Annotated in this window: 14 protein-coding genes; 11 read left to right on the top strand and 3 right to left on the bottom strand. The window is 72.3% G+C overall.

Annotated elements, in window-relative coordinates:
• Position 1: 1 nt before the first annotated feature.
• From ACIRQY_RS19960 to ACIRQY_RS19950, 3 genes are all read left to right on the top strand, one after another.
• Positions 2-991: a hypothetical protein gene (locus tag ACIRQY_RS19960; RefSeq protein ID WP_403927399.1), complete on the top strand. Its 990-nt coding sequence runs from the start codon at positions 2-4 to the stop codon at positions 989-991.
• On the top strand, positions 988-1983 hold the full coding sequence (locus ACIRQY_RS19955) for a serine/threonine-protein kinase (RefSeq protein ID WP_351790310.1): 996 nt from the start codon (positions 988-990) through the stop codon (positions 1981-1983). The genes ACIRQY_RS19960 and ACIRQY_RS19955 overlap by 4 nt, the downstream gene beginning before the upstream one ends.
• Positions 1984-2145: 162 nt before the next feature.
• Positions 2146-2301 carry a hypothetical protein gene (locus ACIRQY_RS19950; protein WP_351790307.1) on the top strand — a complete coding sequence of 52 codons (156 nt, stop codon included), beginning with the start codon at positions 2146-2148 and terminating at the stop codon, positions 2299-2301.
• Between the two features lie 67 nt (positions 2302-2368).
• Here the strand turns inward: ACIRQY_RS19950 and ACIRQY_RS19945 are convergent, their stop codons facing one another.
• A complete protein-coding gene (locus ACIRQY_RS19945) occupies positions 2369-3721 on the bottom strand; it encodes a streptophobe family protein (RefSeq protein ID WP_403927396.1) in 1353 nt (450 codons plus the stop codon).
• A gap of 161 nt (positions 3722-3882) precedes the next feature.
• On the opposite strand from ACIRQY_RS19945, the gene ACIRQY_RS19940 reads away from it, so the two are divergent.
• A complete protein-coding gene (locus ACIRQY_RS19940) occupies positions 3883-5397 on the top strand; it encodes a DUF6777 domain-containing protein (protein ID WP_403927394.1) in 1515 nt (504 codons plus the stop codon).
• 235 nt (positions 5398-5632) lie between these two features.
• Complete coding sequence (locus ACIRQY_RS19935) at positions 5633-6136, top strand: FBP domain-containing protein (RefSeq protein ID WP_351790299.1); 504 nt, start codon at positions 5633-5635, stop codon at positions 6134-6136.
• 48 nt (positions 6137-6184) lie between these two features.
• On the opposite strand, the gene ACIRQY_RS19930 is transcribed toward ACIRQY_RS19935, so the two are convergent.
• Positions 6185-7381, bottom strand: coding sequence for an acyl-CoA dehydrogenase family protein (locus ACIRQY_RS19930; RefSeq protein ID WP_403927391.1), 1197 nt, complete (start codon positions 7379-7381; stop codon positions 6185-6187).
• A 137-nt stretch (positions 7382-7518) separates the two neighbouring features.
• Here ACIRQY_RS19930 and ACIRQY_RS19925 point away from each other — a divergent pair, with 137 nt between their 5' ends.
• The 6 genes from ACIRQY_RS19925 (at position 7519) to ACIRQY_RS19900 (ending at position 16043) form a co-directional block, all read left to right on the top strand.
• Positions 7519-8859, top strand: coding sequence for a CaiB/BaiF CoA transferase family protein (locus ACIRQY_RS19925; protein WP_403927388.1), 1341 nt, complete (start codon positions 7519-7521; stop codon positions 8857-8859).
• 199 nt (positions 8860-9058) lie between these two features.
• Positions 9059-9730, top strand: a complete 672-nt coding sequence (locus ACIRQY_RS19920; protein ID WP_351790290.1) for a GntR family transcriptional regulator — start codon at positions 9059-9061, stop codon at positions 9728-9730.
• A gap of 168 nt (positions 9731-9898) precedes the next feature.
• On the top strand, positions 9899-12043 hold the full coding sequence (locus tag ACIRQY_RS19915) for a DUF4157 domain-containing protein (RefSeq protein WP_403927384.1): 2145 nt from the start codon (positions 9899-9901) through the stop codon (positions 12041-12043).
• Positions 12044-12382: 339 nt separating this feature from the next.
• Positions 12383-12976, top strand: coding sequence for a TetR/AcrR family transcriptional regulator (locus tag ACIRQY_RS19910; RefSeq protein WP_351790284.1), 594 nt, complete (start codon positions 12383-12385; stop codon positions 12974-12976).
• A 155-nt stretch (positions 12977-13131) separates the two neighbouring features.
• Positions 13132-15198 carry a discoidin domain-containing protein gene (locus ACIRQY_RS19905; RefSeq protein ID WP_403927381.1) on the top strand — a complete coding sequence of 689 codons (2067 nt, stop codon included), beginning with the start codon at positions 13132-13134 and terminating at the stop codon, positions 15196-15198.
• Between the two features lie 239 nt (positions 15199-15437).
• Positions 15438-16043, top strand: a complete 606-nt coding sequence (locus ACIRQY_RS19900; RefSeq protein ID WP_403927378.1) for a CBS domain-containing protein — start codon at positions 15438-15440, stop codon at positions 16041-16043.
• 42 nt (positions 16044-16085) lie between these two features.
• Here the strand turns inward: ACIRQY_RS19900 and ACIRQY_RS19895 are convergent, their stop codons facing one another.
• Positions 16086-16385: a DUF1876 domain-containing protein gene (locus ACIRQY_RS19895; RefSeq protein ID WP_403927376.1), complete on the bottom strand. Its 300-nt coding sequence runs from the start codon at positions 16383-16385 to the stop codon at positions 16086-16088.
• Between the last annotated feature and the right edge of the window lie 73 nt (positions 16386-16458).

Here is a 16458-nt window from a genome sequence, read left to right as displayed (position 1 = left end):
CGTGAACGTCCCCGTATCCGCGTACGAGCCGGACTTCCGGCCCACTCATGTCGTGCCGCGCGAGGGGCTCGACGCCTGGGAGGCCCCCGACCCGGGGACACCGACGGCGCCCCTGGACGCGTTCCTGCCGGTGCGCCTGGAGGAGCGGGCCGGGGACTGGGGGCGCGTCCGCTGCTCCAACGGCTGGACGGCGTGGGTCGACGCCCGGCTCCTGGTCTCCGTACCGGACGACCCCCCGGCGGCGGGACGGCCGCTCGCCAGGACCGCCGACCCGCGTCCGCTGGTCGCCCGCGCCGAGGACGCGCTCGGGCGCTACCGGCGGGCCGCCGAGGAACTGGCCTCGCACCGCCTCGACCGCGAGGGCTTCCGGCTGCGGACGCGCGGTCTACGGGTGGGCATGGTGGTCGACGGCGAGTCGGTGTGGCTGTACGACGCGGAGCACGAGCGCTGGGTGTACTGCGACGGTGTGGGCCTGAGCACCTACGCGGCCTCCGCCGCGCCCTCGCCCGTCGCGGGCCCCGAGTCCGGCCCGAAGGGGGCCGATGTCCGGGGGGCCGGTGTCCAGGGGGCCGGTGCCGAGGCCGCCCCCGGGACCGTCGTCGTCGGCCCGGGGTCCGATCCCGCGACCGATCCCGCGTCCGGTCCGGAGCCCGATCCGGAGCCCGGGACTGAGGCAGGGACTGAGGCAGGGGCTGAGCCGGGGCCGGGGACTTCCCCGGAGGCCGACGCCGGGACCGCGCCGGAGACCGTCGTCGTGGCGACCGGTCCGCCCGGGACCGTCGTCGTGGCCCCGTCCTCCTCCGGCACCGGGCCCGCGCCGGAGGAGGACGGGGCCTCGCCGGAGGAAGCGGGGCCCGGTCCGTCCGCCGCCGTGCCTCCCGCGCACGAGCCGACCCGGGTGGTGACGCGGATCGACGCCCCGGAGTCCGCCGGGCCGCCGCCGACGCGGGTCGTGACGCGACCGCCCGAACCGGCCGGTGAGGACGGATGACCGGCGGCCCCGACCTGCCCGCGGGGCGGCCCTCGGGGCTCCTGGGCAAGGAGATCGCGGGCTACCGGGTGGAGAGCGAGATCGGACGCGGCGGAATGGCGGTGGTGTACCGGGCGCACGACCTGCGGCTCGACCGTACGGTGGCGCTGAAACTGCTCGCGCCCGAACTGGCCCGCAACGACACCTTCCGCAGGCGCTTCGCGCACGAGTCGCGCGTCGCCGCCTCGATCGACCACCCCCACATCGTGCCGGTCTTCGACGCGGGCGAGACGGAGGGCGTGCTCTACATCGCGATGCGGTACGTGGCGGGGCAGGACCTGGCGGCGCTGCTGGACCGGGAGGGGCCGCTGCCTCCGGCGAAGGCCCTGCGGATCGCGCTCCAGGTGGCGTCGGCGCTGGACGCGGCACACGCGCACGACCTGGTGCACCGGGACGTGAAACCGGGCAACGTCCTGGTGGCGGAGGGCACCGACCGGGACCATCCCGAGCACGTGTACCTCACGGACTTCGGTCTGACGAAGAAGTCGCTGTCGCTGACCGGTTTCACGACGGTCGGCGAATTCGTCGGCACGCTCGACTACGTGGCGCCCGAGCAGATCTCCGGGAAGCCGGTGGACGGGCGCTGTGACGTGTACGGCCTGGCGTGTGTGGTGTTCGAGACCCTGGTGGGGGCGCCGCCGTTCCGCCGCGACACGGACTGGGCGGTGCTGTGGGCGCAGCAGTACGACCCGCCGCCGCCCCTGGCGGAGGTGCGGCCGGGACTGCCGGACGCGGCGGACGCGGTCTTCGCGAAGGCGCTCGCGAAGACGCCGGAGGAGCGGTACGGGACATGTCTGGAGTTCGTCGCGGAGCTGCGGGCGGCGCTGACCTCGGGCGGGAGTGCCTCGGTGGCCACGAGGCGGCCCGAGCCACCGGGTCCGCCGCGCGAACCGCCGGGGTGGGCACGGCCGGTGTTCCGGGAGCTGGGGAACCGGCCCGGAGGGGACCCGTAGGCGTAGGGCCGGGTCGGGAAGCCCGGTCCTGAGGGTCACGGGAACCGTCGCGTGGGGCCGGAACCCGGTCGGGTGTTCGTACGTCCTTAGGGGTCAAGAGGCGCCCCGGGGACGGGTGGTGGGGCGCCGGGGGCCCGGGACGGGCAGGGAGCGGGGACGTACGTGGATCTGTTCGACGTGGAGCCGGGCGGACGGGACGAGCACCACTCGCCGGGCGGGGGCGGCTGTTCGTGGGTGACCCTCGTGCTCCTCGGGATCGCGGTCGGCGCGGCCTTCCTCATGTTCTGGTTCTTCGACTTCGTCAGGAGCCTGTTCTGACGGTCCGGGAGTTCGGCCCGCCGGCACGGAGACCGGTCCCCGCGCGTCCAGAACCGGGACGGGTGCGTCAGGAGCCGGGGCCGGGACGGGGGTCCGTCCGGCCGTCCCGGCGGACCCGGGTGGCAAGCAGTCCGCCGAGGTAGCCGAGGACGAGGCCCCAGAGGAGGGCGAATCCGGCCGTCGCCCACAGGTGCGGACGCAGCACCACCTGCCCGCCGAGCGAGGCGAGGTCGCCGATGCCGAGGACCGAGAGGCCGAAACGGGCCTCGACCAGGGTGAGCGGGACGACGGCCAGTACGGTCAGCGCGAACGCGATCCCGAGGTGGAGGGCGTGCTGCCAGGGCCGGAAGCGGGCCGGGGAGCGTACCGCCGCGACGAAGGCCACGGCGAGGACCAGGACGAAGGCGACCGGCAGCAGCCACCAGGCCCGGGAGTCCTGCGCGGCGAGGGTACTCAGGTCGACGGTGGAGAGGTCCGGGTTCTGCGGGGTGCCGCCGCCCTGCCGCAGGACCGCGTCCAGCACCTGGGGCATGGGCAGGCCGAAGGGTCCTTGGGCGGTGCCCTCCCAGGAGCCGCCGATGCCGACGCCGAGGGCGAGCCAGGCGATGTTGGGCAGGCCGAGGAGGAGGACCGCGAAGGTCTCGGCCGCGTGTCCCTTCACCGCGGCGACGACCAGACCGATGACCAGGCCGAGTGCCACGTACGCGAGGAGCAGTCGGAGCATCGCGTGGGCGGCGGGCCTGACGGGCTCCTGGTAGCGCAGCAGCCGGGGCGGCAGCGGGGTCCCCCGGGAGACGAGCAGGGCGACGAGGAGGACGCCGACGATCCACAGCAGCCCGTAGAACAGGGTCGGTCCGACGTCGGTGCGGAACCCGACGGTGGGGTGGACGACGTCGAGGAGGGCGCCGAACAGGTCCGAGAGGGCACTCTGGTCGCTGCCGCCGGGGAGCGTGATCGGGAAGTCGTGCCGGGCTACGGCGGACAGCCCGGCGAGCGCCGCCAGCCAGAGGACGACGGTGCTCGCGGCACGGAGCGTGAGTTCGCGGGCGCTGGTGACGGCGTGGTGGCGCAGCGGACGCAGGAAGCAGTATCCGGTGACGAGAGCGCCCACGAGGGTGACGCTGAGGGGCATCGCGGTGAGGTCGGCGTGGGTGCCCGCGAGGTCTCCCGCGCTGCCGGAGAGACCGACTTGGCCGCCCGTGGCCATGACGACGACGGCGGCGAGGACGGCGAGGAAGCCGCCGGGGAGGCCGGTCGCGCCCGCGGCCCAGAGGCCGAGGCCCGCGACGACGCCCATGGCGAGGTATCCGGCGACCACCGCCCCGAGGGCCTGGAGGCCGATACGGGCGAGGGGGGCGGCCGTGCTCGTGGTGGACGGCGCGGGGGCGGGGGTGGGGAGCCGACTGCTCACGCTGACCACGCTAGTACCGGTGGCGTGCGTCCGCTTCCGGACGGTGGGGCGCACCGGTGGGCGGGAGGGCTGCGGGTACGGAGCCGAGGGCGCGGGTGGCGGCCGTTCCGCTTGCGGAGGGGTGGCGCCCGGCGCACACAATGGGCCCGGAACGGAAGAAAGGGAAAAACGTGACTTCCCACCCGCCGTCCGGCTCCTCGTCCGGCTCCTCGTCCGGCCCCCCGTCGGTCCCGCCCTCCGGCCCGCCGTCAGGCCCTCTGTCGGGCCCGAGCACGCATCCCGGGACAGCGGGGCCTCCCCCACCGCCGCCGGGTCCGCCCCACGGCGGTTCGGGCGGCGGTGGCGGCTCGTCGGGCGGCGGCCCTCCCGGCGGGGACGGCAGTGGCACCGACGGCGGCGGACCCGGCGGTGCCGCTCCGGGCGGTGACGGTTCCGGCGGCGGCTCCGGCAAGGGCCCCTGGTGGCGTTCCGTCCCGAAGGTCGCCTCGGTCACCGCCATCCTCGTGGCGGCCGCGGCGCTCGCCGTGGTCCTCACCAACCGCCCCGGCGGGAACGACACGGCCGGCTCCGGCGGGGGCGAGGTGTTCCTGCAGAATGCGGCGGCCACCGGCCCCGACCCGTTCACCCGGTCGACGGCCCGCGCCGGCACCGCCTCCGCCCCTCCCGCCTCGCTGCCGCCCCGCACCTCCTCGGCCACGCCCGAGGTGTCGGGCTCCACCCCCGGCCTCTACGGCGGGACGCAGTCGGTGGCCAGCTGCGACGTGGAGCAGCAGGTGCGCTACCTGTCGGCCGATGCCGCGAAGAACGCGGCCTTCGCCTCGGTCGTCGGCGTCTCCGCCGGGGACGTACCGGCATACCTCCGGTCCCTCACCCCCCTCCAGCTCCGCGCCGACACCCGGGTCACCAACCACGGCTTCCTCAACGGCTCCGCCACCAGCTACCAGGCGGTGCTCCAGGCCGGTACGGCCGTCATGGTGGACAGCCACGGAGTGCCCAGGGTCCGCTGCGCCTGCGGCAACCCGCTGACCGGCCCGGTGGCCCAGAAGGCACCGCGCACGACGGGCACCCCCTGGCAGGGCTACCAGTCCAGCCAGGTGGTCGTGGTGGCGCCTTCGGCGACGGTCGTGAACGTCTTCGTGGTGTACGACCCCCAGGACGACAGCTGGTTCGCCCGGCAGGACGGCGACACCGGGCAGCACGACAGGCCGACCCCGCCGCCTCCGCCGCCCTCGGCCTCCTCGTCCGCGTCGCCCTCGTCACCGGTTCCGTGCGCGTCGGGTACCGGGGCCCCGGCTCCGAGCGGCGGCGTGACTCCCTCACCCTGCCCCTCCTCCCCCTCTTCTTCCTCGTCTCCCCCCACGACCACGACGACCCCGCCGACCTCGTCGGCACCACCGACCGGCGACACCTCCTCGCCGGGCCAGTCGACGTCCTCGTCATCGGAGTCGTCGCAGTCGTCGTCATCGTCGGAGTCGTCGCCGTCGTCGGCCGCCTCCTCGGGGCCGGAGTCGTCGTCCGCGACCACCGGCTCAGCGACGACGGCGACAGCGACGAACGACCGCTCGGCCCCGGTCGGCACCTCGCCCTCATCCGCCCCGGACGCGTCCACCGCTCCGGCACCCGGCCCCGGGTCGGAACTCTGGTTCCGGGCCGCGGCGGGCCCGGACACCCGCGCCACGGCCTGAACGGCGAAAGAAGGCAGGGCCGGGGACCGAGCCGCCCAGGACACGGGGCAGGTACGGGGCCGGGGCAGGTACAGGGCCGGGGCACGGCCGGAACCGAGGTCACGGACCGAGTCGTGGCCACCGTCCGAACGGAGGTCTCCGCGCGAACCCGGGGCACCGCCCGGACCGAGGGCACCGCCCGGACCGGGCACTTAATCGGGTGCCCCTCCGGATCGGCCCCTGTACGGTCCATGGAGTGGAACCATTGACCGACCGCCAGATCCGCTCGTCCTTCGTGAACTGCACCAAGGGCGAGGCGGGGCGCCTCAAGCTGCCGCTCGACTTCGCCGAACTCCCCTGGGAGGACATGGACTTCCTCGGCTGGGTGGACCCGGGTGCGCCGCTCCGCGCACATCTGGTCGTGGCCAGGCCCGAAGGGCCGGTCGGGGTGAGCCTGCGGGTCCCGGCCTCCGGCCGGACCAGCGCCATGAAGTCGAGCATGTGCCAGGTCTGTCTGACCGGGCACGCCTCCTCGGGCGTCACGCTCCTCGTGGCACCGCTGGCCGGGCCCCGGGGCCGCGAGGGGAACACGGTCGGCATCTACCTCTGCGCCGACCTCGCCTGCTCCCTCTACGTACGGGGCAAGCGGCAGCCGAAGCTGCGCGGCCGACGTCACGAGGAGTCGCTGACCCTCGACGAGCAGGTCGCCCGGCTCATGGGCAACCTGGACGCCTTCCTCGGCCGGATCACGGCGAGCTGAGCGGAACGCCGGACCTGGCGGACCCGACGGGCCCGCCAGGTCCGGGGCTCAGCGGAAGGCCTGTTCGCCGGTGAGAGCCTTGCCGATGACCAGGGTGTGGACCTCGCTCGTCCCCTCGTAGGTGAGCACCGACTCCAGGTTGTTGGCGTGGCGGAGCACCGGGTACTCCAGGGTGATGCCGTTGGCGCCCAGGATCGTGCGGCACTCACGGGCGATGGCGATGGCCTCGCGGACGTTGTTGAGCTTGCCGACGCTGATCTGCTCGGCGGTGATCGCTCCGGCGTCCTTGAGCCTGCCGAGGTGGAGGGCGAGCAGCATTCCCTTGCCGAGCTCGACGGACATGTCGGCGAGCTTCCGCTGCGTCAGCTGGTACGAGGCGAGGGACCGGGCGAAGACGACCCGGTCACGGGCGTACGAGATCGCCGTCTCCAGGCAGTCGCGGGCGGCGCCGAGCGCGCCGAAGACGATGCCGAACCTGGCCTCGTCGAGACAGCCGAGCGGGCCCGAGAGCCCCCGGGCCTCCGGCAGCATCGCGTCGGCGGGGAGCCGCACGTCCTCCAGGACCAGTTCACTGGTGACGCTCGCCCGCAGCGACAGCTTCATCCTGATCTCCGGGGCGCTGAACCCGGGCGTGCCCGCCGGCACGAGGAAGCCGCGCACACCCTCCCCGGTACGCGCCCAGACGACGGCGACATCGGCCACGGAACCGTTGGTGATCCACATCTTGGTGCCGTTGAGCACCCAGTCGGTGCCGTCGCGCTCGGCGCGGGTGCGCATGGCACCCGGGTCCGAGCCCGCGTCGGGCTCGGTGAGGCCGAAGCAGCCGATGTACTCGCCCGCCGCCATCTTCGGCAGCCACCGCTGCTTCTGCTCCTCGGAGCCGTACTGCCAGATGGCGTACATCGCCAGGGAGCCCTGGACGGAGACGAGGGAGCGCAGCCCCGAGTCCACGGCCTCCAGTTCCAGGCAGGCCAGGCCGTACGCGACGGCGCCGATGCCCGCGCAGCCGTAGCCCTCCAGGTGCATCCCGAGGACGCCGACACCACCGAGGGTGCGGGCGAGTTCGCGCGCCGGGATCTCGCCCTTCTCGAACCAGTCCGCCACGTGCGGCCGCAGTTCGCGGTCGGCGACGGCTCGGACGGTGCGGCGGATCTCGCGCTCCTCGTCGGTCAGGAGTCCGTCGACGGCGAGCAGGTCGAAGGGGTGAACGGGAGCGGAGCTGGACTGCGACGACTGCGACTTCACGGACGGCCTCCTGGCGACTGTGGCAACTCGGCGAGCCGAAGCGTAGCGGCCTCGCGGATATTGGATCCAGTATTGAAAATCCGGTATCCCCGCCGTACGGTCCGACGAGATCCGATCGCCAGCGAGGGAGAACGGAAATGCGCACGACCGAACCGCGCCCGGAAGACCCCTCGGACGCCCGCCCGGACGCCACCCCGGAGGACACCCCCGGCAGCGCGGCGGATGACACTCCGGCGCCCTCGGCGCGGCCGGGAGCGTCCGGGCCCGGTGGCGCGCTCGCCGGATCCGGCGCCCTCCTCGGATCCGGCGCGCACTCCGGGCTCGGCGCCCTCGCCGGAATCGTCGTCGCCGATTTCAGCCGGGTGCTCGCCGGTCCGTACATGACGATGCTCCTCGCCGATCTGGGCGCGGACGTGATCAAGATCGAGCGGCCGGGTGCGGGGGACGACACGCGCGCGTGGGGGCCGCCGTTCGCGGGCGGCGAGGCCACCTACTTCCTCGGGGTGAACAGGAACAAGCGCTCCGTCGCGCTCGACCTCTCCGATCCGGCGGACCTGGCGTCGGCCCGCTCGATCGTGGACCGGGCCGATGTGCTGGTGGAGAACTTCCGGCCCGGCACGATGGACCGGCTCGGGCTGGGGCACGAGCGGGTGCGGGCGACGAACCCCGGGCTCGTCTACTGCTCCGTCACCGGCTTCGGCACCGGGGAGGGCGCCCGGCTGCCCGGCTACGACCTGCTCGTCCAGGCCGTGGGCGGTCTGATGAGCGTGACCGGGGAACCGGACGGGCCGGGCACGAAGACCGGGGTGGCCCTGGTCGACGTCGTGACCGGACTGCACGCGGGCCTGGGCGTCCTGGCCGCGCTGCGCCACCGGGAGCTGACCGGCGAGGGCCAGCTCGTGGAGGTCTCGCTGCTCTCCTCGCTGCTGTCGGCGCTCACCAACCAGGCGGCGGCCCATCTCGGGGCCGGGGTCGTACCGCGCGCGCTGGGCAACCGGCACCCGAGCATCGCCCCGTACGAGGTGTTCGAGGCCCGGGACCGGCCGCTGGTGCTGGCCGTCGGCAACGACCGGCAGTTCCGGGCGCTGTGCGGGCGGCTCGGGTTTCCCGGGCTCGCCGACGATCCCAGGTTCGCCGTCAACACGGCCCGGGTCGCCCACCGGGAGGAGCTGGTCGCGGCCCTCGCCCCCGTGCTGGCGGGCCGTACCGCCGACGAGTGGTTCGAGGAGCTCACCGCCGTGGGCGTGCCGTGCGGACCGATCAACGATCTGGCCGCCGCCTTCGGGCTGGCCGAACGGCTGGGGCTGGCCCCGAGGGTCCCGGAGGCGGCGGCGGGTCCCGGGCAGGTCGCCCATCCGGTCCGGCTCGGCGCCACCCCGGCCACGTACCGGACCGCTCCCCCGCGTCTGGGCGAGCACACCGGGGACGTCCTCGCCCCGGAGCCGGGGACGGGGCCGACCGCCGCCGGAACCCCGTAGCGGACGTGCGGGAGGAATCCATGGGGCGCGGCGGAGGAGAGCCCGCCGGACGGCTCCCGCCGGGAAGCCGTGGGGAGATCCGCCGGAATCCCGAAGGTCATCCGGCGGGAACGCGCGGGGCGTGTCCCGTAGGAAGATGGTCCGGACCGGTGGAGGGATCCGCCGGTGGGCGAGGCGAGGGAACGGAAGGTCACAGGCGATGAGCAGCGCGGTGCAGAGGAGGCGGCCGCAGACCGCCCAGCAGTTCGTCCTGGAGGAACTGCGGCGCGCCATCACCAGTGGTGAGCTGAGCCCCGGCGGGCAGATCCGGCAGGACGCGCTGGCGGCCCGGTTCGAGGTGAGCCGGGTCCCGCTGCGCGAGGCCCTGAAGGCCCTGGAGGCGGAGGGGCTGGTCGTGCACCACGTGCACCGGGGCTATTTCGTGGCGGAGCTGTCGCTCGGGGACCTGGAGGAGATCTACCGGATCAGGGAGCTCCTGGAGACCGAGGCCGTGCGCAGGGCCGTACGGCGGCTCCCGGACGGCATCGTGGCCACCCTGGAGGGGGTCCAGCGCCGGGTGGAGCGGGCGGCCGAGGAGGGCGACGTGAGCACGATGGGCGCGGAGAACCGGCTGTTCCACTTCACACTGATCGAGGCCTCGGGGATGCCGCGCCTGGTCCGGCTCATCACGACCCTGTGGGACTCCACGGACGCGTACCGCGCGCTCTACTACACCCAGGGCCCGCATCGGAAGCGGGCGGTGCGGGAGCACCGGGCCGTCATCTCGGCACTCCGGCAGGGCGACGAGGACGCCGTCGTGCACTGGCTGGACGAGCACCGCGCCCACACCGTGGCGGCCCTGCGGTCGGTCCTGGCCGGGGAGCGGGGGTGACCGGCCGCGCGGAAGGGCCGTTCCACACGGGAGTTGCCGATGGTTCGGGGCGACCTCATGGCCGGAAGACCGGACTCATTGCCCCGAGCAGTGCCCTTCCAGTACTACCTGCAGACGCCGTGAGCGGGTTTCGTGGGACACGTCCCCCTGTCTCCGAAAGGCAGTCCGTTGGCAGAGCACGAATACCACAAAGACCAGCAAACCCGCCGTAAATCTCCGGCGCCCGCCGGATCGGCCCACACGAACCCCGCAGGGCTTCTCGCGCTCCAGCGCACCGCGGGCAACGCCGCTGTCCTGCGCATGCTCCAGCGCTCCGGTCACCCCTACGCCCAGCCCTCCGTCCAGCGCGAGGACCGGACCGCCGGGCGGCACGTTCACGACGGGGGGTGCGGTCACCAGCGGGCCGCGCCCGAGCAGCGGCCCGCTGTGCAGCGCTCGGCCGTCCACGATGTCCTCGCCGGTACCGGCCGCCCCCTCGACGCCCCGCTCCGTGAGGAGATGGAAGCCCGCCTCGGCGCCGACTTCTCGGACGTCCGCATCCACGACAACACCGCCGCCCGCGCCTCCGCCACCGAGATCGGCGCCCGCGCCTACACCAGCGGCACCAACATCGTCATCGGCGACGGCGGAAGCGACAACCACACCCTCGCCCACGAACTCACCCACGTCATCCAGCAACGCCAAGGCCCCGTCGCGGGAACCGACAACGGCGCGGGCCTCTCCGTCAGCGACCCGGGCGACCACTTCGAACGCGAAGCCGAAGCCAACGCCGCCCGGGTGATGCGGGGGGCGGCACCCGCGGCGGGGGCCGTCCAGCGCGCCACCGCGCCAGGACACGCGGCACCCGCCGGAACCACCACGGATGTCCAGCGCGTCAGTTCGGGCCCCAGCATGGACGACGAATACAATCCGGCAGCCCTTGAAAAGCGGAGAAAGGAGCAGAAAAAGAAAGAAGAAGACGAAGAGATGATGTCGGACGAGATGGATGAACGCGTCCCGAACGAACGCCTTGTGGAGGATTACGAAACCGATTCGGATGACTCCGAAGACGAATACGTGAGAAGTAATTCCATGGGGGACTTCGAATCGCAGCCGACCGATCCGGCCTGGGCCGCAGGGGCGGAAAATCGAGATATCTACAACGGCATGACACGGCTCGGAGAGCTGTGGCCGAGAGCTCGCTCCGCGGCAAGGGATGGCGGCCTGGAGGGGCGCGACCTGGTTGCGCGCATGTCCGAGATGAACACGTTCTCCATGAACCAGAAGGTCGACAAATACAGCAGCTTGAATGAAGAGCGCGAAGATCCGGGCATGGACATCGGAGACATCGAGGCATTCCGAGGAAGGATGGAGAATGCCATCGGGGCATGCGTACTCCGGCATTACACCGACAGTGGATCGATAGAGAGAATACTCAGCAGCGGCGGGCTCCTCTCGGACAGGACCCTCCAGGAAAGGGCTCAGCAGGAGGGCGACACCGGCCGCCGGAGCAACACGAGCCCGCTGGACCTGTCAGAGATAGCAAATGACGGATTCGTCTTCTTCTTCATCGAGCAGGAGAGCGCGGGTTTCCGGTCGACACGGTTCGCCGGAGACAATCCGGCGCGCATCACCGTGCCGATCCAGAAGCTGACGGAAAGCGGCTGGATCATGCTGCACGACTTCAACGGCATGGAATTCCTCACCCTGCGCACCGGCCAAGGCCAAGGACTCCTCGCGCACCAGAGGGACGACGTCCACGGCAACTTCTCACCAGAAGGAGCGGCGAATGAAATACCGCAGAGGATAATGCAGTCCCGGAGCGGCCTCGAAGAATACGGAAATCGCCTCGCTTCTCAGCCCGTGGAGAACCTCGAACAGCAGCAGATTCTGACTGGAAAATGGCAACGCGCGATTCTCACTCAGCAGTCTTACGAGGGCGGACTTTTCGCCGAACAGCAAAGGCTGATCAATCAGAGTCAGGCATACAATCTGACGGTCAGGGACTTCGACCACGGCGATTTCGAATCCGGCAAGGGCACGTCCAGATACTACAGGGATGCCGCCCGCCAGGAATACAGTTCGTACAAGGAACGACTCCAGGGCAACATGCTCGCGGGCGCGGACATCATTCCCGGGCTCGCCGCCCGCTGCACCCTCGAACTCCTCCGCATGAGCGAAGGGAACGGCGCTGACGTGGCGCGGGCGATGTTCCAGCAAGCACCTGAGGAAATACTTGATCATCTGTTCAGGAGTTTCCTGCGGCCCCAGGCCATGCTGCCCGGATCGGTCGCTGTCACCCGGAATCAGGTGGAGTATTCCCGGTCCGCCTGAGTGGCTGTTGTCGTTCCGGTCCTGAGGGGTGTGCGTCGAACGGGAGTCCCGATCGGGTGATCGCTGCTGACCGCGGGCATGACAGCGGGGCCTCCTGGTGGCTCGGGGTTGCGAAGCCGACCGAAATCCAGGAGACCCCGCTGCCGCGGTTCCCTTCCATGTGCTCGCGCCGGTGGATTTCGACTCGGCTTCCCCGTCGCGTGATGGTGCCGCCCACCGGTCCGGAGACGCGGCCCGTGGCCCGACGACGGGGGCGAGCGCCCCGAGGGGGCGGCTCCGGACCGCCGGGTAGCGGCGCGGGGGCTGCGGCTACCCTGGCGCCGGACCCGAGGAGGAACCATGGGGCGGATGCCGTCGGCCGTACGGCGCAGGCAGTTGGTCGAAGCCGCGATCAGGGCGATGACCAGGGACGGCGTCGCCAGGACCACCACCCGCTCGATCTGCGCGGAGGCGGGGGTCTCGCTGAGCGTCTTCCACTACTGCTTCGAGTCGAAGCAGGCGCTCCTGGAGGCCGCGATCGGGACGATCACCGGCAACAACCTCGCGCGGGTGATGCCGGCGGTCGAGCGGGGCGCCACCCTGCGGGAGACCGTGCGGGGCGCGCTCCAGACGTACTGGGACCACGTCACGGACCGTCCCGGCGAGCACATGCTCACGTACGACCTCACCCAGTACGCCCTGCGGGAGCCCGGGTTCGAGCACCTGGCCCGTGCGCAGTACGAGCAGTACGTGGCGGCGGCGGGCTCGCTGATCGAGCAGGTCGGCGAGACGCGGGGGCTGGCGCCCCGGGTGCCGGTGGAGTCGCTCGCGCGGTGTCTGGCGGCGGCGATCGACGGTCTCACGCTGCAGTTCCTGGTCCTCGGCGACGAGCGGGCGGCGGCCGAACAGCTGGACCTGACGGCAGATCAACTCGTACGCCTGATGGAGGGTTGAGACCGCAGGAGCCGTCTCCCCGGGGAGTACGGCGGGACCGGCGGGACTCGTAACGGCTCCAACAGGTCATCCGTCCCGGACTCTTGACTCACTCCGTCATCACCGCGATCCTCGGGGCGCCCGGTACTCCCCCACCGTCCGGAGGCTTCCCAGAGATGACCCGACCCTTCACGCGCCGGACGGGTGGCCGATCCGTCCTCCTGGCGCTGTTCCTGGCCCTGGCCGCGGTGCTCTTCGGTTCCGGTCCCGTCCCCGCCGCGGCGGCGGGCGGCGACTGGTGGGAGCCCGTCTCCCGGCCCGCCGCCGATTCACGGATCGACGTCACGGGGACGCCGTTCACCGGGACGGACGCGCGGGGGAAGGTGCGCGGCTTCGTCGACGCGCACAACCACCTCATGTCCAACGAGGGCTTCGGCGGCCGGCTCATCTGCGGCCAGACCTTCGCCGAGGGCGGCGCCCCGGAGGCGCTCAAGGACTGTCCCGAGCACTACCCCGACGGCTCGGGCGCCCTGTTCGAGAACATCACGGGCGGCGCGGACGGCCATCACGACCCCGTCGGCTGGCCGACGTTCAAGGACTGGCCCGCCAACAACTCACTCACGCACCAGCAGAACTACTACGCGTGGGTGGAGCGTGCCTGGCGCGGCGGGCAGCGGGTCCTCGTCAACGACCTGGTGACGAACGGCCTGATCTGCTCGATCCTGCCCCGTGACCGGAGCTGCGACGAGATGACCTCGATCCGCCTCCAGGCCCGTAAGACGTACGAACTCCAGGACTACGTCGACCGGCAGTACGGCGGACCGGGCAAGGGCTGGTTCCGCGTGGTCACCAGCGCCGCGCAGGCGCGTTCGGTGATCGAGCAGGGCAAGCTCGCGGTCGTCCTGGGCGTGGAGACCTCGGAGCCGTTCGGCTGCAAGCAGATCCTCGACGTCGCCCAGTGCGGCAAGGAGGACATCGACCGCGGTCTGGACGAGCTGTACGGGCTCGGGGTGCGCAGCATGTTCCTGTGCCACAAGTTCGACAACGCCCTGTGCGGCGTCCGCTTCGACGAGGGGGCGATCGGTACGGCCGTCAACATCGGCCAGTTCCTCTCCACGGGCACCTTCTGGGCCACGGAGAAGTGCGCGGGCCCGCAGCACGACAATCCGATCGGGCTCGCGGCGGCGCCGGTGATGGCGGCGAAGCTCCCGGTGGGCGTGAGCGTCCCCTCGTACGCCTCCGACGCGAAGTGCAACACCCGGGGGCTCACCAGGCTCGGCGAGTACGCGCTGCGGGGCATGATGGACCGGGGCATGATGCTGGAGCTCGACCACATGAGCGTGAAGGCCGCCGGGCGGGCCCTCGACATCCTGGAGTCCCAGGAGTACCCGGGAGTGATCTCCAGTCACAGCTGGATGGACCTGGACTGGACCGAGCGGCTCTACCGGCTCGGCGGATTCGTCGCCCAGTACATGCACGGCGCGGAGGGCTTCGTCGGTGAGGCGGGCCGGAAGGCGGAACTGCGCGCGAAGTACGGGGTCGGGCTCGGCTACGGCACCGACATGAACGGGGTCGGCGGCTGGCCGGGCCCGGTCGGAGCCGACGCGCCGAACGCGGTGAAGTACCCCTTCCGCAGCTTCGACGGCGGATCGGTCCTGGACCGGCAGGTGACCGGACAGCGCACCTGGGACCTCAACACCGACGGGGCCGCGCACAACGGCATGGTGCCGGACTGGATCGAGCAGATCCGGCTCACCGGCGGCGGGCAGGGCGTGGTGAACGAGCTGGCGCGCGGCGCGGAGTCGTACCTGACGACCTTGAAGGCGACCGAGGACCATGAGATGGGCGTGAACCTGGCGGCGGGCGCGCCCGCCTCGGCCAGTTCCTCGGAGTGGAACCCGTTCACGAGCTACGCCCCGGGCCGGGCCGTGGACGGTGACGTCGGCACCCGCTGGGCCAGTGACTGGTCGGACGACCAATGGCTGGGCGTGGACCTGGGGGCCGTGCGCCCGATCAGCCGGGTGACCCTCGACTGGGAGCGGGCGTACGCGCGCCAGTACCGGATCGAGGTGTCGGAGAACGGCACGGACTGGCGGACGGTGTGGTCCACGAGCACCGGGGACGGCGGTTACGACACGGCCGAGTTCCCGTCGACGTCGGCCCGTCACGTACGGGTCCACGCCGAACGTCGGGCGACCAAGTGGGGCTACTCGCTCCACGAGGTCTCGGTGCACCGGACCTGATCCACGCGCGCGCGTGCGACCGCCGCGTCGGGCGGTGCCGCGGATCTCATCCGCTGCCTGACCCACGCGCGCGTACGACCGGCCGGACCCGTCAGGGGTCCGGCCGGTCCTGTTGCCGGGACTGGTCCTGTTCCCGGGAGGGCTGTCCTGTTCCCAGGAGGCCGTCCCGGCCCCTCGTTCCGCTTCGTCCGCCGGTGAGGGATCATGGGAGCCGTAGCGTGGAAGGGACGGAACGGACGATGAGGCACCGCAGTGTCGCCGACCTGATGACTCCGGCCGCCGTGACGGTGCGCGGGGGGACCTCGTTCAAGGAGATCGCACGGCTCCTCGACGAGTACGGCATCACCGCCGTCCCGGTGGTCGACGACGACAACCGGCCGGTGGGCGTCGTCTCCGAGGCGGATCTGCTGCGCCGGCACACGACGAAGAACGGGCCCAGCACGGCCGAGGCCATGATGTCGAGCCCGGCGGTGACGGCCCGGCCCTCCTGGACGGCGGTCGAGGCCGCCCGGCTCATGGAACGGCACCGGGTGAAGCGGCTCCCGGTGGTCGACGCGGACGGGCTGCTGATCGGCGTGCTCAGCCGCAGTGACCTGCTCCAGCTGTTCCTGCGCAGGGACCGCTCGATCCAGGAGGAGATCCGGGAGGACGTCGTCGTCCGCATCCTGGGCCTCTCGCCCTCTGCCGTGCACATCGACGTCGACGACGGCCGGGTGACGCTGAGCGGCGCCGTGGACCGCCCGGGGCTCGCCCCGGTGATCCTCCGCCTCTGCGAGTCGGTCGACGGGGTCGTGGAGGTCACCGACCGGCTGGCGTACGGGGAAGCCGGGGCGGACGGGTCCTGAGGGGTCCTGGGGCGGCGGGGTCCGCCGGGGGTGGCGGTCCCGTCAGGTGACGGCTTCCGGCCAGCCGTAACCGGGGCCGGTGCGCCGGGGCAGGGTGGCGGCGCCCGCCGCCTCCAGTTCCCGGTCGGCCTCCCGCATCAGCTTGCCCGCCAGGTCCTTCATGGCCCGGCTCGCGGCGATCTCGTCGCCGATCACGGGCACGTCCACGTCCCCCGGGTCGCACCGGGCCGTGCCGTGGCCCGTGAGGGTCGAGGTGCCGGTGCTCAGCCGGGCTTCGGCCCTGGTCCGGCCGCCGTCCTCGACCAGTTCGACGCCGACCGTCCACTCCTGGGTACGGGTCATGGGGTCCGCCTCCTCGTACAGCGGGCCGCGCGGAAGCGGGGCGCGGCCCCTACCACTTCCAGGATCCTCTGGG

This window comes from Streptomyces sp. NPDC101490 (assembly GCF_044767145.1).
GTDB lineage: Bacteria > Actinomycetota > Actinomycetes > Streptomycetales > Streptomycetaceae > Streptomyces.
The sequence above is the reverse complement of the archived record's forward strand: the minus strand, read 5'-3'. Positions and strand labels throughout refer to the sequence as shown.

What these genes read in the sequence shown, in the direction of transcription:
- ACIRQY_RS19900 (WP_403927378.1), top strand. Translation starts at nt 15,438, where the DNA reads ATGAGGCACCGCAGTGTCGCCGACCTGATGACTCCGGCCGCCGTGACG.
- ACIRQY_RS19910 (WP_351790284.1), top strand. Translation starts at nt 12,383, where the DNA reads ATGGGGCGGATGCCGTCGGCCGTACGGCGCAGGCAGTTGGTCGAAGCC.
- ACIRQY_RS19895 (WP_403927376.1), bottom strand. Translation starts at nt 16,385, where the DNA reads ATGACCCGTACCCAGGAGTGGACGGTCGGCGTCGAACTGGTCGAGGAC.
- ACIRQY_RS19905 (WP_403927381.1), top strand. Translation starts at nt 13,132, where the DNA reads ATGACCCGACCCTTCACGCGCCGGACGGGTGGCCGATCCGTCCTCCTG.
- ACIRQY_RS19955 (WP_351790310.1), top strand. Translation starts at nt 988, where the DNA reads ATGACCGGCGGCCCCGACCTGCCCGCGGGGCGGCCCTCGGGGCTCCTG.
- ACIRQY_RS19925 (WP_403927388.1), top strand. Translation starts at nt 7,519, where the DNA reads ATGCGCACGACCGAACCGCGCCCGGAAGACCCCTCGGACGCCCGCCCG.
- ACIRQY_RS19920 (WP_351790290.1), top strand. Translation starts at nt 9,059, where the DNA reads ATGAGCAGCGCGGTGCAGAGGAGGCGGCCGCAGACCGCCCAGCAGTTC.